Below are 21,211 nucleotides of genomic sequence, written 5' to 3'. Positions count from 1 at the left end.
AGTCGCGTTCCTTTTTCGTACACGCCGACCAAAGACCCCGCATGACCGGAACCGAACTGCTGATGAACGTCACGCCCCAGGAGAGCCGTGTAGCCCTGGTCGAGAACGGCGTGCTGACCGAACTGCACATCGAGCGCGCGCGTCAGCGGGGCATCGTCGGCAACATCTACAAGGGGCGCGTGGTGCGCGTGCTGCCGGGGATGGATGCCGCGTTCGTCGAGATCGGTCGCGACCGCACCGCCTTTCTGCATGCCTCGGACGTGATCTCGCGCAACGAGGACGAGGGGCGGGGCAGCGAAGGGATCCGCGATCTGCTGCACGAAGGGCAGGAGCTGCTGGTGCAGGTGACCAAGGACCCGATGGGTTCCAAGGGCGCGCGCCTGACGACCTACATCACCGTGCCGGCCCGTCATCTGGTGTTGATGCCCAACCAGAACAACGTCGGGGTCAGCACGCGGATCGAGGACGATGCCATGCGTGCCCGTCTGCGCGAACAGGTCGAGGCCCTGCGCGACGAACTGGCCCCGCAGCACGGCTTCATCGTGCGTACCGCGGCGGAGCTGGCGGACCACGAGGCCCTGGGTACCGACACCGCATTCCTGAAGAAGATCTGGGACAGCCTGCAGGAAGCCGCGCGCAGCGCGCCCGCCGGGACCGAGGTGTACGCCGACCTGCCGCTGGTTCAGCGCATCCTGCGCGACATGGTCGGGGTGGACCTGGAACGGGTCCGCATCGACTCGCGCGAGACCTACCAGAAGATCGTCGATTTCTCCCGGCGCTATCTGCCGGAGCTGACCGAACGCATCGAGCACTACCCCGGCGAGCGGCCGATCTTCGATCTGTTCAACATCGACGAGGAGATCCAGCGTGCGCTGGAGCGCAAGGTCGAGCTGAAATCCGGTGGCTACCTGATCTTCGATCAGACCGAGGCGATGACCACGGTGGACATCAACACCGGCGGCTTCGTCGGCCACCGCAAGCTCGAGGAGACCATCTTCAAGACCAACCTGGAGGCGGCTCAGGCCATCGGTCGCCAGCTGCGCCTGCGCAATCTCGGCGGGATCATCATCATCGATTTCATCGACATGCAGGACGACGAGCACAAGCGCCAGGTGATCCGCGCGCTGGAGAAGGCGCTGGAGCGCGACCACGTGAAGACCCAGATCTGCGACGTGTCGCCGCTGGGACTGGTGGAAATGACCCGCAAGCGCACCCGCGACAGCCTCGAACACCAGTTGTGTGAGCCCTGTCCCACCTGTGGCGGCCGGGGGTATCTCAAGACGGCCGAAACCGTGTGTTACGAACTGTTTCGCGAGATCCTTCGGGAGGTGCGCCAGTACGATGCCCGCGAGCTGCGGGTGCTGGCCTCGCAGAGCGTGATCGACCTGCTGCTGGACGAGGAGTCGGCGAGCCTGGCGGAGCTGCAGAACTTCGTCGGCATCCCCATCCGTTTCCAGGTCGAAACCCTCTACACCCAGGAGCAGTTCGACGTCGTGTTTGTCTGACGGGAGGTCGTCCAGCGTGAATGCAGCGGAGCGAACCGGGTACGCCCGGAACAGGCTGCGCACGATCGCTCGGGGGCTGCTGCCTGCGCTGCTGGTCGTGGTCCTGCTGCTGATGCTCGTGCTGCTGGGCCTGCGGCTGTTCCTGCCGCACTGGGACGGGTTGCACGAACGCCTGGAAACGGCCGCTTCCGAAACCTCCGGCATGCAGGTGCGGGCCGAGTCGGTGGAGCTGGGCTGGCGCGGCTGGACCCCCGAGCTGGTGGTGCGCGGGGTGCACGTGGTCGATGGCGATGCCGAGCCCCTAAAGGTCGAACGGGTCGGGGCCACCCTGGATCCGGTGGCGTCGTTGCGCGCGTGGGCGCCCCGCCTGCGGCTGCAGGCCATCGGCATGGAGGCCCGTCTGGTCCGCCAGGCGGACGGGCGGGTCACCTTCCATGGCCACACCATGGGTACCGGCGAGGGCGCGGTGCTGGAACATGCGCTGGAGGCCTGGCCGGAGTTCGATGGCGAGGCGATCTCGCTGGTGTGGGAGGACCGCGTTGCCGGTATCACGTCGGCCGCCCGGCTGGAACGTCTGAGTTTTCGCAGCGCCGCGGATGGCGACGGCCTACTGCGGCTGGCGGGCGCCCTGGACCCGGAGGCCGCCGGAAGCTTCGAACTGGGCGTGCGGATCCCGGCGTCCGCCGCTCGCGATGCCCGGTTCTTCCTCGAGGGCCAGAGCCTGGAGATCGCTCACTGGGCACCCTGGCTGGCCTATCTCGGCCTGCCGGCGATCGACGGCACCAGCGGGGCGCGGATCTGGGGTGACCTGGAAGACGGTCGCCTCACCCGCCTGCGCGGGTTCCATACCACCCGGCTGAACGGCGACGAGGACGCGCGCGAGCGCGAACTCGGACACCGCTTCGACTGGCACGTGGACGATGCCTGGCACCGCTCCGCCTGGACCGGCACGCGGCCCGGCTCCGGTGACCTGCGCATGCGCTATCGCCTGGAGACGGGGGCGCACGGCGCCGTGGTGGACCGGCTGGAGCTGGCCGCGCGCGGGCTGGATGCCGAGGTCTATGCCCCGTTCAAGCCCCTGCTGGATCATGCGGCGCCCGCCCTGGCGGACCCTGTGGCGCGCCTGCGTCCGCGCGGCCGGCTGGCGGACGGCACGCTGGTGGCGCGGCGCGATGACGACCGTCTGCGGATCCGCGAGGCGGAGCTCGATCTGCGCTCGTTCAGTCTGCGCACCGATGGCGACTGGCCGGGGGTGCGCGGCCTGGATCTGCGTGCATGGTGGGACGCGGAGACCGACGAGGCCGGCGCCACGTTCGATGGCGAACACCTGCGTGCGGAGTTCCCGCGCGTGCTGGGGGACGAGATCCTGTGGCTGGACCGCCTGCGCGGCGAGCTGCATGCACGACGGCATGCGCCGGACGACTGGACCGTGGCCGGGGAGGGGCTGGAGGTCCGGGCCGAGCAGGGGGCGGCTTCGCTGCGCGGAGAACTGCGCCTGGATGGTCACGAACAGGGGCCGCTGCTGGCCATGGCGATGGACATTCATCATGCCGACGGGGCCTACGCCGCTCGCTATCTGCCCGAGCGCTATCTCCCGGCGACCACTTATCAATGGCTGGCGCGCAGCATCGTCGACGGTCGGGGGACCGGCGGGGGCATGGCCTACCGGGGGCGCCCGCTCGAATTCCCGTTTGCGGACCACCAGGGGGTGTTCGATCTGTGGGCCGACATTGAGGACGGAGTGCTGGACTATCAGGAGGACTGGCCGCCGGCGGAGGAACTGGCGGGGCGTCTGTGGTTTCGCAACGAGGCCTTCCGCACCGAGGGTGCGCGGGGCCGTATCCTCGACACCCGCATCACGCGCGGCGATGTCACCGTGACTGACATGACCGGCGAGCCCGATCTCGAACTGGATGCGTCGGCCGACAGCAATGCGGCCGATCTGCTCGCATACCTGCGCCGGGCCGGGCTGGGCGACGAGCTGGCGGAGCTGCGCGACGGGGCCGAGGCCGCCGGCCCGGCGGGCCTGGACCTGCAGCTCCTGCTGCCGCTGGACAGCGATCGCATGGATGACCTGCGGGTGGCCGGGCGGCTGCGGCCGCAGGGGCTGGACCTGAACGTGCCGCAATGGCCGGTCGCACTGGACGGACTGCGCGGCGAGATCCGTTTCGATACCGCGGACCGGGTGCATGCCGAGGGGCTGGAGGCAGGGGTGCACGGCGAACGGGTGGCCCTGGACATCGACTGGCCGCTGGACGGCGAACGCGCCCGGCTGGGGCTGCGTGGTCCGCAGCCGCTCGAGCCCTGGCTGGAGGGGATCCCGGAACTGGCGGCCCATGCCAGTGGCCGCGCCCATTGGGACGCGGAACTGAGCCTGGGGGGCGGGATGGACGGGATGCGCCTGGATCTGCGTTCGGATCTGGAGGGCGTGGCCATCGACTGGCCCGACCCGCTGGGCAAGGCGGAGGATCAGCGACGCGATCTGACCGTCTCCCTGCCGCTGGACAACCGGCGGCCAGCGGTGGGGGGGCTGGGTCTGGGTGATGTCCTGCACGCGCGGCTGCGCCTGCTGCCGCAGGACGAACAGCGGCCGGCGCTGCAGGCGCTGGCGCTGGGCCTGGGGCGAGCCGCCGGCGATCCGCCCGGCCTGCCCTCGCAGGGCGCCGTGGTCGAAGGGCATTTTGCCGAGCTCGACGCGGAGGCCTGGGCGCGGGCCCTGCAGGCGGCGCCCTGGACGGGCAACGTGCAGGTGGCCGGCCCCGGCACCGACGCCCCGGAGGAAGCGGTCACCGGCGTGCCGCTGAATCGCGTGGTCCTGCGTGTGGGCGAGGCCTTGCACTGGGATGACCTGAGTGTGCCCGCGACCCGACTGCGCGCGGTACGCGACCCCGGTGGCTGGCAGGTGGAAAGTCGCTCCGACTGGCTCGCGGGGACCCTGGGCTGGCGCCACGGCCCGAGCGACCGGCGGGATCACCTGCAGCTGGAGCTGGAACAGGTGCACCTGCCCGAGCTGGAACCGGGCGGACCGGACGCCGATTCGCCCCCCGAAGAGACTCCGGCAGCGGAGGGGGTGAGCGATCCGCGCAACTGGCCGTCGGTGCGGCTTGCCCTCGACAGTCTGCGTCTGGGCGATTACCGTTTTGCCGACATCCGTGGTGACCTGATCCCCGATGCCGACGGTCTGGCCCTGCGGGACCTGGTGCTGCGCAGTCCCGAGCCGGGAATCCGTGCGGCCGGCCGCGGCGGCTGGCATGTGGATGCCGGGGGGCGAGGCCGGAGTCGCCTGGAACTCGATCTGGAGGGCGATGACTGGGGGCAGGGGCTGGATTCCAGCGGGCTGACCCGCGCCCTGCGTGGCGGCGAGGGGACCGCCGAGGTGCAGCTGGAATGGCCCGGCGCTCTGTTCCGGCCGAGCCTGGCGCGCCTGCAGGGAACCATGGAACTGACCCTGAGCGATGGCGAGCTCGCCGATGTCGAGCCCGGCGCCGGGCGGCTGCTGGGTCTGGTGAGCCTCGACCTGCTGCCGCAGCGGCTGCGTCTGGACTTCCGCGACCTGTTCGTCGAGGGCCTGGCCTTCAGCGAACTGCAGGGCAATGCCCGGCTGGCGGACGGCGTGCTGCATGTGCCGGAGCTCGGTCTGGAGACCGCCTCCGCGGCGATCCGGGTGCGGGGCGACACCAACCTCGTGGCACGCGAATACGACCAGGAAATCGTGGTCGTACCGCGACTGCGTACGGCACTGCCGATCGCGGGGGCCCTGCTGGGCGGCCCGGTAACCGGAGCCGCAGTGCTGCTGCTCGAACGCGTGCTGGGTATCGGCGATCAAATGGAAGAGGCGGCCCGGGTGGAGTATCGCGTGACCGGGCCGTGGGAGCGGCCGCGGGTGGAAACCCGGGTGGAACCGGCAGAGGACTGAACACTGATGAATCGGAATCACGACAAGGAGCGCGCATGACACCGGTGGCCGCCATTCAGATGGCATCCGGGACCCAGCCGCAGGCCAATCTGGCGGATGCCCGCCGGCGCATGGCCGAGGCGGCGGAGCAGGGCGCCCGCGTACTGGTACTGCCGGAGAACTTTGCCTTCATGGGGATGCAGGAGACCGATGTCCTCGACATCGCCGAGGCCCCCGACGGTCAGGGCCCGCTGCAGCGTTTCCTGGCCGAACAGGCGCGCGCCCTGGGGGTCTGGATCGTCGGGGGCACGCTGCCGCTGCGGGCGCCGGACGGCAGGCGCGTGCGCTCGGCGTGCCTGGTCTGTGACGATCGCGGCGAGGTGGTGGCGCGCTACGACAAGATCCACCTGTTCGACGTGCACCTGCCCGACAACAACGAGGCCTACACCGAGTCGCGGGTGTATCAGCCCGGCGACGAGGTGGTGACCGTGGACACCCCGGCGGGGCGTCTGGGGCTGGCGATCTGCTACGACCTGCGCTTCCCCGAGCTGTTCCGTGCGCTGCTGGACCAGGGTGCGGAATGGGTCGCGCTGCCGTCGGCGTTCACCGCGCAGACCGGCCAGGCCCACTGGGAGGTGCTGCTGCGGGCCCGCGCAGTGGAAAACCAGATGTACGTAGTGGCCGCGGCCCAGGGCGGTTTCCACGTGAACGGTCGCGAGACCTGGGGCCACAGTGCGGTGATCGACCCCTGGGGCCGCGTACTGGGGGAGCTGGGGCGCAACCCCGGGGTGCTGCTGGGGGAGATCGACGGCCGCGAGGTGGAACGCATGCGGACCGTGTTCCCGACCGTCTCGCATCGGCGTCTGGGCTGTGCCATTCCGGAGTGAGCCTGCCGGAGCGCGTGCGGGGTGCGAGAGCCCCCGCGGCTCGCGGGCTTGAAAGCGTTGCCCGGGCCCCAAGCATCATACTGACGAAAACGACCCAATCGAGGGATGCATGATCGACAACCTGGCCCGACAGACCCTGCTGGATCCCGCCGGTCTCGGCGAGTCCGAACTCTCCCGCCTGGTCGGAACGACCTTCGGCCAGGGCATCGACGGCGGTGACTGCTATTTCCAGTTCGCCTGCCAGGAGGGCTGGTCGCTGGAGGACGGGATCGTCAAGTCGGCGAGCTTCAACATCGAGCGCGGTGCCGGCATCCGCGTAGTGCGCGGCGAACAGACCGGCTTCGCGTATTCCGACGATCTCGCGATGCCCGCCCTGCTGGAGGCGGCGGGCACCGCGCGCAGCATCGCCCGAGCGGGCCAGAGCGGCGGCATGGCGGTGCAGGGGCGCACGCCCTCGCGCGAGCTTTACGTGCCCGACAACCCCATCGACTCCCTGGGCGAGCAGGAGAAGATCGACCTGCTCAAGGAGGTCGACGCCGAGGCCCGCGCCGCCGATCCGCGCGTGACCCAGGTGATGTGCTCGCTGGCCGGCTCGCGCGAGGTGGTGATGGTGCTCAACGCGCGCGGCGAGCTGACCACCGACGTGCGCCCGCTGGTGCGCCTGAACGTCCAGGTGATTGTCGAGCAGGGCGGACGCCGCGAATCGGGCAGCTCCGGCGGCGGCGGCCGCTTCGGTTATCGCCAGTTGATCGAGAACGGTCAGGCCGCTGCGCATGCGCGCGAGGCGGTGCGTCAGGCGCTGGTGAACCTCGAGGCGGTGGATGCCCCGGCCGGCAGCATGAAAGTGGTCCTCGGTCCGGGCTGGCCCGGCGTGCTGCTGCACGAGGCGATCGGCCACGGCCTGGAAGGCGACTTCAACCGCAAGGGCACCTCCGCCTTCGCCGGACGCATTGGCGAACGGGTCGCGGCCGAGGGCATCACCATCGTCGACGACGGCACGCTGGCCGGGCGCCGCGGCTCGCTCAATGTGGATGACGAGGGCAACCCCACCGAGGAAACCGTGCTGATCGAGGACGGCATCCTGCGCGGCTACATGCAGGACGAGCTCAACGCGCGTCTGAGCGGCACGCAGACCACCGGCAACGGTCGGCGCGAGTCCTACGCCCATCTGCCCATGCCGCGCATGACCAACACCTACATGCTGGGCGGTTCCGCCGATCCCGAAGAGATCATCGGTTCGGTGGAAGACGGCCTGTATGCGGTCAATTTCGGCGGCGGTCAGGTGGACATCACCTCCGGGAAGTTTGTGTTTTCGGCTTCGGAGGCCTATCTCATAGAGAACGGAAAGGTGACGCGGCCGGTGAAGGGTGCGACCCTGATCGGTAACGGTCCGGATGTCCTGACCCGCGTGTCGATGGTCGGCAACGACATGCAGCTCGACCCCGGCGTGGGTACCTGCGGCAAGGAGGGGCAGGGCGTGCCGGTGGGCGTGGGCCAGCCCACGCTGCGCATCGACGGCATGACCGTCGGGGGCACCCAGGCAGCATGACCCGGCAGCGTCCGGGGCGTCACCGGACCGGATCTGGCGAGCAAGAAAAGGAGAGCCGCATGAATACCGATTTTCTGGAACAGGAACGCTCCCTCCCGGAAGGCCACGGCCACGACAAGGTGGTGCAGTGGCACGTGTTCCGGGCCCGCGACAAGGCCGAGGAATTCGCCCGCCACGTCAATCTGGGCGAGGGCCAGGAGCTGATCGGCGGCTGGACCCGCGACAGCGTGGGCATGCTGTACTGGGTCGGCGTGCACGTGGATGACCTCGAACGCTGGGGCAACGTGGGCGCGGTCCACAAGCACGGCGCGCGCGTCTAGTCCGTCCTCGACACGGGGTCCGTGCCCGCCCCTGGTGGGGCGGGTGCGGACCCGTGGTTTTTTGTCTCCCCCATCGAACAACCGACCGGAATCCGCATGAGTCAACGTCCCGCAGTCGAGACCCCCGAAGCCGCCGCCCAGGCGCTGTCGCACAGCCCCGAATCCCTGCGCGCCCGCGTGCAGCAGGCGCTGGAGGAGGCAAAGAAGCAGGGGGCCACCGATGCCCAGGTGGTCGTCAGCCACAGCGTGGGTCTGGACCTGGGGGTGCGCAAGGGCGAGATCGAGACCCTGGAGCACGAACGCGACCAGAACCTGTCGCTGATCGCGCATTTCGGCCAGTCCAAGGGCGCGGCATCGACCACCGATTTCAGCGAGCAGGCCCTGCTCGACACCGTCGAGGCGGCCTGCCGCATCGCCCGCTATACCGAGCCGGATCCGTATGCCGGCATGCCGTCGATCGCCTTCAAGGCAGTGGACTGGGAAGATCTGGACCTGGATCACCCCTGGGAGCTGTCCATCGCGCAGGCCACCGAGCTGGCGCAGCGCACCGAACAGGCCGGGTTCGACGCCGAGTCGCGCATCGAGAACTCCGAAGGCGCCTCGGTGAATACCCGCCGCGCGATGGCGTTCCTCGGCGACACCCAGGGCTTCATGGGCGGCTATCGCAGCACCCGTCATTCGCTGTCCTGCGCCCTGGTGGCGCGCGGCGATGACGGCATGCAGCGCGATTATGCCTACAGCGTCAGCCGCCGCGCCGCCGATCTGGGCATCCCCGAGGACATCGGGCGCGAGGCGGCGGAGCGCACCGTGCGCCGGCTGGGCGGGGAAAAGCTCTCCACCCGCAGCTGCCCGGTGCTGTTCGCCCCGGAGATGGCGCGCACCCTGATCGGCAGCTTCACCCGCGCGATCTCCGGCCCGGCCCAGTTCCGCGAGAGCTCGTTCCTGCTGAATGCCCTGGACGAACGCATCTTCCCCGAATGGATGCGCATCGAGGAGCGCCCGCTGACCCCGCGCGGGCTCGGCAGCGCACCGTTCGACGGCGAGGGCGTGCAGACCCGCAACCGGCCGTTGGTGGAACAGGGCGTGCTGCGCAGCTACACCCTCGACAGCTACGCCGCCCGGCGCCTCGGCCGCGAGACCACCGGCAACGCCGGCGGCGCGCGCAACGTGACGGTGCGTCCGGGGACGCTGGACGCCCCGGGCATGCTGCGCGAGATGGGCACCGGGCTGCTGGTGACCGAGCTGATCGGTCAGGGCGTGAACCCGGTGACCGGCGACTACTCGCGCGGCGCGGCCGGGTTCTGGGTGGAAAACGGCGAGATCGTCCATCCGGTGGAGGAGATCACCATCGCCGGCAACCTCAGGGACATGTTCCGCGCCATCGTCGCCACCGGCTCGGACGTCGACTATCGCGGGAACATCCGCACCGGTTCGATCCTGATCGAGTCGATGACCGTCGCCGGGGAATAATCAGCCCCCGCAGCAGCGGTTGCGGCCGGCTTTCTTGGCCTGGTACAGAGCGTCGTCCGCTCGCGCGAGCACCGACTGCGCGTCGGCTCCGGGTTCTCCGACGGGGTCGAGGGTCGCGGCCCCCAGACTTACGGTGACCACCGGGGCCGCGCTGGAATGTTCATGCGGAAGGGCCAGCTCCTCAACCGCGTTTCTCAGTTTCTCGGCGACCTCCAGCGCACCGGATGTCGGAGTCCCGGGGAGCAGGGCCACGAATTCCTCGCCGCCATAACGGCACAGGGTGTCCCCGGGCCGGTTCAGCGTCCGCGCAAGTGTTTCAGCGACTTTCTGCAGGCAGCGATCCCCGGCCCCGTGCCCGTAATGGTCGTTGAAGCCCTTGAAGTGGTCGATGTCGAGCATGATCAGTGACAGGGGTTCCCCGTCGCGCTGACTGCGGCGGGTCTCCCGGTCCAGGTGCTCGTCGAAATAGCGACGATTGGGAATGCCGGTGAGGCCGTCGAGCATTGCGTACTGTTCCAGCAGGTCGGTCCTGCGCTTGAGCTTCACTTGCGTGTTGACACGGGCGCGGACGATCGCCGGGCTGAACGGCCGGGCGATGTAGTCCACCGCGCCCAGGTTCAGTCCGTGCTCTTCGTCGCGCGCGTCGTCGAGCGCCGTGACGAAGATAATGGCAATGTCGCTGGTGTGCGGGTCTTCCTTCAGACGTCGGCAGACCTCGTAGCCGTCGATGCCGGGCATCTGGATGTCCAGCAGGATCAGGTCGGGGCGCTCCGGGGCACCCTCTGCGGCCAGCGCCAGGGCCTTCTCGCCGTTGTTCGCAACCCGAATGCGGTAATCGTCCTTCAGAAGGTGTCCCAGCGCCTGGATGTTGGTCGGTTCGTCGTCGACCAGCAGCAGGGTCGGCTTCGGTTCATCGTGGTTCATGTAATGTTTCCTTGATCAGGCCCCTGCCCGGGTGTCAGCTCGTCGAGGGTTTGCAGGGCCTCATCGAATGCCATGCCTTGTACCTGCGCTTCCAGTCTCTCGCAGTCCAGACCGCGACCCCGCAGCCATGCCAGGGCCTCGCGCAGGGTTTCCTCTTCGATCAGTTCGCTGGCTTCCAGTTGCTGGCGCAGGGTGGCGACCGCGTGCACTGAACCAGCCGCATTGTCTTGTGCAATGTCGGGAAGGTTTGCGAGCGATTGTGAGGCTTCCCGGAATGCGGTTTCCAGACGATGTATGAGCCCGGCGGACACCGGGTCGCCGTCCTTGATCAGGCGGTCGATCTGTTCGGCCATGGACTGCAGGGTCGTGGCGGCGAGGGTACCGGCGACCCCCTTCAGGTTGTGCGCGAGCCGGTGCGCGTCGTCGTCCCGTGAGGCGCGCAGGTGGCCGATCAGCGGCTCGTAATCAGAGACCAGTCGGTCCCTGAAGTTGTGCAGCTGTCGGGAGTAAAGGGCCACATCGCCGCCGAAGTGCCGCAGACCCCTTGCCGGGTCGAAGCCTGGCAGCGTGGCGGGAAGAGCAGGGGAGGAAGAGTCTTCCTCTTCTGCGCCGGGCGTGGGCTCCGTTGTGGAGACGTCGAGATGGCTCGCGAGTGCGGCGTAGAGTTCGGTGCTGTCGACGGGTTTGCCGAGGTGTCCGTTGACCCCGGCATCCCGCGCGCGTTGGCGGTCTTCTTCCATGACCGCTGCCGAGAGGGCCAGAACGGGGCCCATGTAGCCATCGGCCCGCAGGCTCCGGGTTGCATCGAAACCGTCCATTACGGGCATCTGCAGATCCATCAGCACCAGATCGGGCTTTTCCGCGCGCACGGCCTCGACCGCCTCGGCGCCGTTGTCGGCTGTGGTTACGCGGGCGCCGGTTTTTTCAAGAAGCTCCCTGCCCACTTCCTGGTTGATCTCGTTATCTTCCACCAGCAGCACACGATGGCCGCCCAGCTTCGGCACCCGGGCTGCCTGCGGAGCACGATCAGGGGGGCCGCCACCTTCTGCCCGCACCAGGGCATCGTAGAGTGATGAGGCGGTGATCGGCTTGGCCAGGTAGTCGGTGGTCAGCCCTTCAGGCAGGGTGATTTCATCCCGGGCGTAGGCGCTGACCATCAGGATCGGGGGCCGCGTCCGCTTCAGTTCGCCGCGCTGGCGCAGGCACTCGAGGGCTTCGCAGGTCTCGCTGCCATTCATGCCGCCCGGCATCATCCAGTCCATCAGGATGAAGTCGAACGGCTCGCCGCGGCGTTCCGCCGCCACCACCTGCTCGACGGCGGCCTCGCCACTGTCGGCCTCCTCGGTGAAGTAATGGCAGTGGTGCAGGAGTTCGCGCATGATCTGCCGGGCACTGGCCTGGTCGTCGACGATCAGCACCCGGCGGCTCGTGGTCTCGGGGCACTCGACAATCGCCTGTCGGTCCTGGCCCAGCGGCAGGGTCAGGGTGAAGGCGAAGGTGCTGCCCTCGTCGGGGACCGACTCCACCTCCAGTTTGCCGCCCATGGCCTCGACCAGGCGGCGACTGATTACCAGCCCCAGCCCGGTGCCGCCATATTTGCGGGTGGTGGAGGTGTCGGCCTGGCTGAAGGGGCGGAACAGCCGGGCGAGCTGCTCTTCGCTCATGCCAATACCGGTGTCGCGTACAAAAAAGCGCAGGGTGGCCTGACCATCCGTCACCGGCCCGGCCGCGCGGATCCCGAGCTCCACCGTCCCGCCGCGCTCGGTGAACTTGGTCGCATTGGCGAGCAGATTGCCGAGCACCTGGGACAGGCGCAGGTCGTCGCCAACCAGGGCGCGCGGCAGGTCGGGCTGGATGTCGTAGAGCAGCTCCAGTCCCCCGGCGTGGGCCTTCTCGCCGAACAGCGTCGCCATCTGCTCGACCACCTCGCCGAGTCTGAAGTCACGCGCTTCCAGCTCCAGCTGGCCGGCCTCGATCTTGGAGAAGTCGAGGATGTCGTTGATGAGGCCGAGCAGCATCCGCGAGGATTGCTGGATCTTGTGCACCTGATCGCGCTGCTTCGCGTCCAGCTCGGTCTGTTCCAGCAGCTGGCTCAGGCCGATGACCGCGTTCATCGGCGTGCGGATCTCGTGGCTCATGTTGGCCAGGAACTCGCTCTTGGCGCGGCTGGCCCGCTCCGCCTGCTCGCGTGCCTGCTCGGACTGCTGCTGGGCCTGCTTGATCTCGGTGAGGTCATCGTAGACCGCGACGATCTCGCCGGAGGAGAGGCGGAAGATCCGGTTCTCGCGCCAGCCGGCGATGCGCTCATCGTGGTACTGGGACATCGGCAGCAGCTCCGGCTCCCCGGTCCGCGCCACCCGCTGGAAGGCCTGCAACAGCCCCATCTCGCGGACACCGGGGAAGCATTCGGTGAGCCGATGTCCGATGACCGAGTCGCGGGTGGTCCGGTCCATCTGCGCCGCCGCGGGATTGTAGTCGATGAACACGAAGTCCTCGCCGTCGTCCACCGGGCGGTAGACCGCCACCCCGCTGCCGGTCTGCTCGAATATGCCGGCGAAGCGCTCCCTGGATTCGCGCAGGGCCTGTTCCGCATTCCGGCGGTCGGTGACGTCGCGGATCAGACAGGCGAAACGTCCGCGCTCCGGCTGGAAGGCAGTGGTGGAAAAGTACCGCCCAAGCTCGGCGGCATAATCCTCGATGCTGCAGTTCTCCCCGGTCAGTGCGACGTGTCCGAAGTTTTCGATCCAGTGTGATTCGACCCCGGGAAGGATTTCGCGCACACGCCGGCCGACCGTCGTTTCGGCTTTCAGTCCGGTGAGTTGCTCGAATGCGGGGTTGACCGCGAGATAACGGTAATCCACCGGGTTCCCGTCGTCGTCGCAGATGATCTCGTGCAGAGCGAAGCCGTCCTGCAGCTCGCGGAACAGGACCTCGTACTGTTCTTGCGCATGCTGCTGTTCTTCCAGCAGGCGGATCTTGTTCCGCGCCAGCTCGACCAGGCCGGCAACCGAGGCGAGAAAACCGAGTTGCTGTTCGTCCGGTTCCGGCTGACGGTCCAGCCAGTTGAGGACCAGCAGATGGAAACCGCTCTGGCGAAAACCGAACGGATACCACAGCAGGGTTCCGATACCCATTTGGTCGTGCAGGATGCCGGTCGCGCCGTCCGCAACCAGGCTCGGGTGGGGCGCGTCTGCATGACTGTTCATCCAGCCCTGGCGGTTACGCATCTCGCGCAAGCCGTTGCCGAATACTGCCAGCGGGTAGGTGCCGATCGACGGCGTGATGGCAGGCCGTTCGGGATTGAGCCATTCCTCCCGGCCGGTGACCAGCTCGCGTTCGAAATCGATGTCGTAGACCAGCGCCCGGTCGGCACCCAGGGCCTCGCCCAGACTGCGGCAGGTGGTCTCCAGGATCGCCCCGACATCGTCCTCCGCGGCAATGGTATGGGCGATGGCGTCCACGGCTGTCCGGTGCCGACGCGTTGTCGACTCGATCTCGGCGGCGCGGGCCTCGGCCTGCTTCTGTTCGGTGATGTCGAGGATGAAACCGTCCAGCCAGGCGACCCCGCCCTGTTCGTCACGCACGGCGATGCCCCGTTCCTGGGCCCAGCGAATGGAGCCGTCGCGATGCCGGATCCGGTACCGGGTCTCCCAGGGCCGGTCGTCGGCGACGGCCTCCGCGACGGTCTGGTCGACCCGGTCGGCATCGTCGGGGTGGATCAGCTGTGCGTACGAGACGACGGTGTTATTGATCAGCTCCGCTGCGTCATAACCCGTCAGCGGGTCGGCTGCCCGGCTCATGAAGAGCATGGTCCAGGCGTCATCGTACAGGCAGCGGAAGGTGATCCCGGGGATGTTCTCCACCAGCGAGGCAAACTGGTTGCGTGCGTCTTCCAGTTCCTGGCGGGTCCGTTCGATATCGGAGATGTCCTGGATGATCGACCAGATCACCTCGCGTCCGTCCGGCGTCGTGGTCCTGAAGCCGTGGAGCAGGACCGGGTAGCGTGAACCGTCCTTGCGGATGTACTCCTTCTGGAACGGCCCGTAGCGGCCGGTGCGCTGCATCGATTCGAGCATGGCCTGTTCGTCGGCCATGTACTCTTCGGGAGTGACCTCCCAGTAGCTCAACTGCCGGAACTCCTCCCGGGTGTAGCCGGCGGGCTCATTGATGGCGGCATTGAAATCGAGGAATTCACCGGTGGCGAAGTCGTTCATGGCGATACCGACCGGGAAGAGCTCGAACAGTCCGCGGAATTTCTCTTCCTCGGCGGCGAGCCGCTGGCGGTTCGCCTCTTCCTCCGTGACGTCACGGTTGACGCCGACGACCCGGGTGGCCCGGCCGGCACTGTCCCGGATGACCTGGGCCTGACCGTGCAGGGTGCGTATGGTCCCGTCATCGGCGCGGCGAATGGTGATCCGGAGGTCGAATGGTGCGTCGGATTCAACGGCGGCCCGGAAGGCGGCCACGGCCGTATCCCGGGAATCCGGGGTCAGTGTCCCGGCCCAGTCCTCGAAGGCATTCCCGAACTCGGCGGGGTCGATGCCGTAGAGGCGGAACATGCCGTCGTCCCATTCCAGGTGGCCGCTGGCCATGTCGTAGTCCCAGATCCCCAGGCCGGCTGATTCCGTGGCCAGGGCCAGGCGCTCGCGGCTGCGCTCCAGCGCGGTGTTGACCAGCTTTTCAGCGGTGATGTTGCGGAACACGGCCAGGAAGAGGGTCCGCTCCTCGAACGGCAGCAGGACCACCGAGACGCGAACATCGATGACTGTGCCGTCCTTGCAACGGTGCCGCGTCTCGAAATCGTCCTGCCCCTGCTCAAGGATGGTCCGGATGTGCGCCTCGGTTTCCTCCGGTGTCTCCTGCGCCTCGTAATCGCCGATACGCAGGCCGGCGAACTCCTCGGCAGTGTAGCCGAGTTGCTCGTGGGCCAGCCGGTTGAACTGTACCGGCAGGCCGCTCTCCGGATCGATCAGCAGCGTGGCATCGGGATAGAGCTCGAACAGTGTGCGGAACCGCTCCTCGCCCACGGTCGAGACCTGCGCAGAACTGCCGTCACCAAGGGGAGGGGTCGCCATTCCGGGGTACACGCACCGCCTGTATGTAATGAAAGTCTCGCGCATTCCGGGGGGCGGTTGCGAGAGCCCGCTCGTGGTGGTTGGTTCCTCTCCGATCATGGGGGGCGTCGGCGATACGGTTCCGGCAGTATGAACCGGCATCACCTGAAGGGAGGGGAGAAACATGCAGGATTCAACCCGGAGACAGCGCGGACCCGTACGGCGCGCGGGGATCGTGGCCGCGTTCGTCGGGCTGGCGGCGGGGGGCGCGGTGGCCGGACCGCCGCAGGACATGGGCGAGGCTGCACGTGATTTCGTCGCAGCGGAAGGGTATTGCCGGGTCGAGAGCGGAGAGATACCGGACCTGTTGCGAGAGCGGCTGCCGCCGGAGCAGCGCGAATCGGTGCGGCCGTTCGAACGGGCCGGGCCGTGGACCGTGCCCGTCCTGCTGCTGGAGGGCCACGAGGGCCCGGCGGAACCGGCGCGTTACCGGATGCAGGCGGGCTTCGAGTGGATGGAGGGTAGTCCGCCCGGGCGGATGCGGGATCTGCATTTCGTGCAGATCGACCGTTTTGAACCTCCGGACGAGGACGCCGGCGACGGTAACGACGGCGGGGCGTGGGACGGGGTCTCCTGGCGCATGGTGATGAGCCCGATCCAGGGGTTCCCGGGTCACGTGGTCGCGGCCTCGCGCCGGAGCCTGGACGCATCGGCCATCGAACAGGCCCGCTGCCTCGAGCAGGCCTGTACCGATCCCGAACCGCTGGGTGACCGGGTCACGCAGTGGCGTGACAACGGCGAGGAGCTGTGGGATTTCGTCCCGCCATCGCTGCCCTCAACGCCGGAAGTCGGTCCGGACCCGGCATTCCTGCTGGGGTCCCTGCTGGATACCCGGCCGGGACAGCTGGAGGCCCGCGAGAGCGTCGGCTTCGCCGAGCCCTTCGCCGAGGCGGTGGTGGAAGTCGGGCTGGAGGAGCCGGGCGGCGTGGATATCCTGCTGCGCGACGGTGACCTGATGGACCACGAGCTGGAGGCGATCTGGCAGCGCCTGAGCGTCGGGCCGGACGCACAGGTCCGCACCGCCTGGGCGGTGGACCGGCGTCCGCCCCCGCCGTGGCTGGAGGAAGATGACGCCCCGGATGCCGCCCCGGACGACCCGGACGACGCCGGGAAGGACGGGCGGGATGCCGACGCCGGCAAGGGCGGCCAGCCCGCCGGTGCACTGCAGGGTTCGTGGCGTGCGGCGCTGGTCGAGGGTGACGTGCCGCTGGCGTATTTCAGCGTGTTTCACGGCCGCAGCGAGACCCGCGCGCAGGGCGATTTCCTGATGGGTAATGCCCGCGGGCCCGGGCTGGACGGGGCCAGCGGTGATCTGGATTCGGTGGAGCTTGCCGCAGACGGGGACCGCGTGGAACTGGTGTGGAACCCGACCCCGGACCGGCAGGAGAGTTACCACCTGGAGCTCGAACGCCTGGATGCGGACACCTGGGAGGGGCGCTTCCATGCGGCGCGCTATCCGCACGAACATGCGGTGCGGATGACGCGGCGCGGGGATTGAGACGGCCGGCCGGCGACGGGCGCCGGCCGGCGGGTCACAGGTCGAAGATCTCGGCCTTCAGGCCCCACTTGGAGGCCAGGGTCTCGGTGGCGTTGAGGAACTCCTCGGCGCGGGCCGGGTGGTTCCACTGGCCCTTCGCGATCCAGTTGAGTGCGGTGTCGCGATCGGGGGCCAGCGACAGGATGTGGATCAGCTCGCCGGCGTCACCGCCGATGACCTCGCCGCCCAGCAGGCCCCCGGTGTCCATGTCGCCGATCAGGCGGACGAAGCCCTCGGGCTCGTCCTGCCCCAGGGCGCGTGGCGAGGTCTCGAACGCGGCGAAGCCGACCGCGGGTTCCAGCTCTTCGTCCTCGGCATCGTCCTCGTCCATGCCCAGGCGCGCCATCTCCACCGCCGAATAGATGGCGATCGGCACGTAGCGCTCGTCCTGCTCGCGGGTGTTGCCGGTCTGGATGTTCTCCACCGCGATGGTGGCGTCGGCCAGCGCGTGGTTGGCGGTCTGCCATTCGCTGGCGACGTCGCCGATGGCATAGATGTGGTCGACATCGGTCTGCAGCGTGGCGCGCCGCTGCACGAAACCGCGCGCGTCCGTCTGCACGCCGACGGCCTCCAGGTTCAGGTCCGCGGTATGCGGCGTGCGGCCGGTGCCGAGCAGGACCCAGTCGACCTCGTGGCGTCCGCCGTCCTGATCGGTGATGACGACTCCGTTATCGGTGGTCTCCACGCTCTCGTAGCCCTTCACCCGGATCGGCTCGACGCCGTTCTCGCCCAGCTTGTCCTTCAGCGTCGACAGGGCCTGGGGGCTGAACTTCTGGCCGTTCAGGGGCTGCGAGCGGGTCAGCCAGGTCACTTCCTTGCCAAGCATGGAGAAGATGAAGGCGAATTCGGTGGCCACCACGCCGGAGCCGATGATCGCCACCCGGCGGCCCTGCGGCGGACGCTCGTCGAACAGCATGTCGGTGGTGATCACCCGCCCGGGGACGGCCTCGAACGGGGCGGGCACGGTGGCGGTGGCGCCGGTGGCGATGATGGTGTGCTTCGCCTCCAGGGTCTCGCTGCCGTCGGCGCCCGTGACCTCCAGGGTGCTGGCGTCGCGAAAGCGGGCGGTGCCCTCGCGGTACTGGATCTTCAGGTGCTTCATGTATTCCAGGTAGGAATCGCGCACCGAGGTCACGACCTCCTTCTGATGGTCCCAGGCCGGGTCCATCTCCGCGCTCAGCGAGCCCCGGATGCCGCGGCCCTCGAAGTGGCGCTGGGCGGCCACCGTGCGCGCGGTGTGGTACCAGTCCTTCTTGGGCACGCAGCCGCGGTTGAGGCAGCAGCCGCCCCAGGTGTCCTTCTCGATGATGACGACGGAGAGTCCGCGCAGGGCGCCGAGGACGGCGGCGCGATAACCGCCGGGGCCGCTGCCGATGATGGCCAGGTCGAAGGTTTCGCTCATGGATGTGCTCACGGATTGGGGTCTTCGGTCAGGTCGATGATGGGTTCGTGCCATTCCAGCGCGGTGAGTTCGAGTTCGAACACGCGCCCCCCGGCTTCGTAGTCGAAGCGCACGGGGATGTGGTTCAGGTCCGGGGCGAACCAGGCGGCGAGTTCGACATCGCCGTTGTCGCTGCGGCGGACCACGCGCACGGTGTCCAGCGAGCCGATGCCGGAGTCCACGGTCTCCTCGCCGTCGCGGCGGAATTCGTATTCGCGCAGGCGGTCGCGCTCCAGGGTGCGGATGCGGACGGTGTCGCCGGTGTTGCCCAGTTCACCGGTTTCCAGCTGCTGCATCATCATGTAGAGCGAGCCAAGGAAGTCGAGGGTGCCCTCGGGCACGTCGAGCGTGAACCGCTCGCTGTCGATGTGGCCGATGGCCTGCTGTTCCTCGTGGTCCAGGCGGGTTTCGACTTTGCGCTCCTCACGCGGGGTGACCTGGTGGGAGCGCGACGAGATCAGGTGCAGGCCGGAACCATTGGTGTTCAACAGCGATTCGCGGCTGAGTTCGAAGCGTCCGAGTACGCGCAGGAATCCGGTCACGTGGGCATCCATCGCCATGCGCGTGCGGAGGTCTTCGTGGTTGAGGCTCATGGAGGCATTCAGCGTGCTGGCCATGGCCGTGGCCTCGAAGCTGGCGGTGAACGGCGGGATCCGCGACGCGTCCGCCGGGTCCGCGTTGCTGTCGGCGGCAGGGGCGGCGGTCGGGAACGCCGTTGCGAGGATCGCGGCCAGCGCCAGGACGAGACCGGTCAGCAACCGCGCCGTGAAACGCCGTCGGGCGGCGTCAGGACGATTCACCTGGGGCATGGGAAGTCACCTCGTGATCGAGCTGCAGGGGCGCCTCCAGCGGGGCGCCATCGTACCGGATCGTGGGTTCCGACCACTGAATCCGCCCTGAACACACCAGCCCGGCTGCTGCGGGGTAGAGGCGGTGCTCGGCCTGCTGCACGCGCGCACTCAGGGAGGCTTCGGTGTCGTCGGCCAGAACCGGGACCCGTGCCTGCATGATAACCGGTCCCCCGTCCAGTTCCGGCGTGACGAAGTGCACGCTGGCGCCGTGTTCGGTCTCGCCGTCGGCCAGGGCGCGGGCATGGGTATCCAGCCCGCGGTACTTCGGCAACAGCGACGGGTGAATGTTCAGCAACCGTCCGGTAAAGCGTTCCACGAATCCCGGGGTCAGGATGCGCATGAACCCGGCCAGCAGCACCAGGTCCGGTTCGAACGCCTCGATGGTTTCGGCCAGGGCCGCGTCGAACGGTTCGCGCCCGGCGTAGTCGCGGTGGTTGAGGACCTGTTCCGGGATGCCGCGGGCGCGCGCAAACTCGAGTCCGCCGGCGTCGGGGCGGTTGCTGATCACGCCGACCACCCGGCCGTTGATCTCGCCGCGTTCACAGGCGTCGATCAGGGCCTTGAGGTTGCTGCCGCGCCCGGAGATCAGCACGACCAGGCGTTGCGGGGCCATGCCTGTCATCCCGCGGTGTACACCACGCCGGGTTCGTGTTCCGCGCACTCGGCGACCACGCCGACCGGCCAGGCCGGGACGCCGGCGGCCGCCAGTTCCGAAGACACCGCCTCCACGCTGGCCTCCGGCAGGATCAGCGTCATGCCGATGCCACAGTTGAAGGTCAGCAGCATTTCCTCGTCGGCGATGCCGCCCTGCTGCTGTAGCCAGCGGAACACCGCCGGCCACTGCCAGGCGTTCGTGTCGATGCGCGCATGCAGGGTCTCCGAGAGCAGCACGCGCGGCAGGTTCTCGGTCAGGCCGCCGCCGGTGATGTGGGCCGCTGCGTGCACCGGGTGGCGTGCCATGACCTCCAGCAGCGGCCGGGCATAGATGCGGGTGGGCGCCATCAGGGCCGCGCCCAGGGTCTCGCCGTCGCCGCCGGGCAGCGGCGCGTCGAGGTCCGCCTGCACGTGTTCCAGGATCCGCCGGATCAGCGAGTAGCCGTTGGAATGCGGACCGCTGGACGCCAGCCCGAGGATCACGTCGCCCGCGGCCACCTGGCTGCCGTCCAGCAGTTGATCCTTCTCCGCGATGCCGACCGCGAAGCCGGCGACGTCGTAGTCCTCGCCCTGGTACATGCCGGGCATCTCGGCGGTCTCGCCGCCGATCAGCGCGCAGCCGGCCTGCTCGCAGCCCTCGGCAATGCCGGTGATCACGTCGCCGGCGACATCGATGTCGAGGCGCCCGGTGGCGTAATAGTCGAGGAAAAACAGCGGCTCGGCGCGCTGCACGATGATGTCGTTCACGCACATCGCCACCAGATCGATGCCGATCGAGTCGTGACGATCGGTCTGCTGGGCGAGCCGCAGCTTGGTGCCCACCCCGTCGGTGCCGGACACCAGTACCGGGCGGCGGTAGCGATCCACGGGCAGTTCGAACAGCGCGCCGAAGCCGCCCAGGCCGGCCAGGACCTCGGGGCGCAGGGTGCGCTGCGCGTGCGGCTTGATGCGTTCGACGAGTTCCGACCCGGCGGCGATGTCGACGCCGGCCTCGCGATAGGTCAGACCGGAAGAGGATTCGGACATGGGCAACGTTCCCGGAAAAGGGCCTTCTGGCGGGCCGC

13 protein-coding genes are annotated in these 21,211 nt (G+C 68.5%); 7 read left to right on the top strand and 6 right to left on the bottom strand.

What is annotated here, in order from left to right:
• Positions 1-41 precede the first annotated feature (41 nt).
• The 6 genes from rng to pmbA all read left to right on the top strand — a co-directional run bounded on the left by rng (position 42) and on the right by pmbA (position 9,626).
• Positions 42-1,505: a ribonuclease G gene (gene rng, locus F790_RS0102610; protein WP_019590760.1), complete on the top strand. Its 1,464-nt coding sequence runs from the start codon at positions 42-44 to the stop codon at positions 1,503-1,505.
• A gap of 16 nt (positions 1,506-1,521) precedes the next feature.
• Entirely contained in the window at positions 1,522-5,421 is a 3,900-nt protein-coding gene (locus F790_RS0102605) for a YhdP family protein (protein WP_019590759.1), read from the top strand.
• 35 nt (positions 5,422-5,456) lie between these two features.
• Entirely contained in the window at positions 5,457-6,287 is an 831-nt protein-coding gene (locus tag F790_RS0102600; protein ID WP_019021326.1) for a carbon-nitrogen hydrolase family protein, read from the top strand.
• A 109-nt stretch (positions 6,288-6,396) separates the two neighbouring features.
• Positions 6,397-7,836 carry a metalloprotease TldD gene (gene tldD, locus F790_RS0102595; protein WP_019021325.1) on the top strand — a complete coding sequence of 480 codons (1,440 nt, stop codon included), beginning with the start codon at positions 6,397-6,399 and terminating at the stop codon, positions 7,834-7,836.
• 59 nt (positions 7,837-7,895) lie between these two features.
• Positions 7,896-8,156: a hypothetical protein gene (locus F790_RS0102590; RefSeq protein WP_018870123.1), complete on the top strand. Its 261-nt coding sequence runs from the start codon at positions 7,896-7,898 to the stop codon at positions 8,154-8,156.
• 96 nt (positions 8,157-8,252) lie between these two features.
• Positions 8,253-9,626, top strand: a complete 1,374-nt coding sequence (gene pmbA, locus F790_RS0102585) for a metalloprotease PmbA (RefSeq protein ID WP_019021324.1) — start codon at positions 8,253-8,255, stop codon at positions 9,624-9,626.
• Here pmbA and F790_RS0102580 read toward each other — a convergent pair whose 3' ends face one another.
• Together F790_RS0102580 and F790_RS0102575 are read right to left on the bottom strand one after the other, a co-directional pair.
• Entirely contained in the window at positions 9,627-10,550 is a 924-nt protein-coding gene (locus tag F790_RS0102580; protein ID WP_019021323.1) for a diguanylate cyclase, read from the bottom strand.
• Positions 10,547-15,625, bottom strand: a complete 5,079-nt coding sequence (locus F790_RS0102575; protein WP_198004651.1) for a PAS domain S-box protein — start codon at positions 15,623-15,625, stop codon at positions 10,547-10,549. Before F790_RS0102575 ends, F790_RS0102580 begins: the two co-directional genes overlap by 4 nt.
• Positions 15,626-15,839: 214 nt before the next feature.
• Here F790_RS0102575 and F790_RS0102570 point away from each other — a divergent pair, with 214 nt between their 5' ends.
• Positions 15,840-17,162 (top strand): hypothetical protein, encoded by a 1,323-nt coding sequence (locus F790_RS0102570; protein ID WP_019021321.1) that lies wholly within the window; start codon positions 15,840-15,842, stop codon positions 17,160-17,162.
• Positions 17,163-17,196: 34 nt separating this feature from the next.
• Here F790_RS0102570 and F790_RS0102565 read toward each other — a convergent pair whose 3' ends face one another.
• From F790_RS0102565 to purM, 4 genes are read right to left on the bottom strand one after another with little or no spacing between them, the layout of a single operon-like run.
• Positions 17,197-18,603, bottom strand: a complete 1,407-nt coding sequence (locus F790_RS0102565) for an NAD(P)/FAD-dependent oxidoreductase (RefSeq protein WP_019021320.1) — start codon at positions 18,601-18,603, stop codon at positions 17,197-17,199.
• A gap of 8 nt (positions 18,604-18,611) precedes the next feature.
• A complete protein-coding gene (locus F790_RS0102560) occupies positions 18,612-19,451 on the bottom strand; it encodes a DUF3108 domain-containing protein (RefSeq protein ID WP_026300768.1) in 840 nt (279 codons plus the stop codon).
• Entirely contained in the window at positions 19,429-20,106 is a 678-nt protein-coding gene (purN, locus tag F790_RS0102555; RefSeq protein WP_019021318.1) for a phosphoribosylglycinamide formyltransferase, read from the bottom strand. The genes F790_RS0102560 and purN overlap by 23 nt, the downstream gene beginning before the upstream one ends.
• Positions 20,107-20,111: 5 nt before the next feature.
• The gene (purM, locus tag F790_RS0102550; protein ID WP_019021317.1) at positions 20,112-21,173 is read right to left on the bottom strand and encodes a phosphoribosylformylglycinamidine cyclo-ligase; all 1,062 of its coding nucleotides are present in this window, start codon (positions 21,171-21,173) and stop codon (positions 20,112-20,114) included.
• Positions 21,174-21,211 lie beyond the last annotated feature (38 nt).

This window comes from Thioalkalivibrio sp. ALE20 (assembly GCF_000381405.1).
Classification (GTDB): Bacteria; Pseudomonadota; Gammaproteobacteria; order Ectothiorhodospirales; family Ectothiorhodospiraceae; genus Thioalkalivibrio.
The sequence above is the reverse complement of the archived record's forward strand: the minus strand, read 5'-3'. Positions and strand labels throughout refer to the sequence as shown.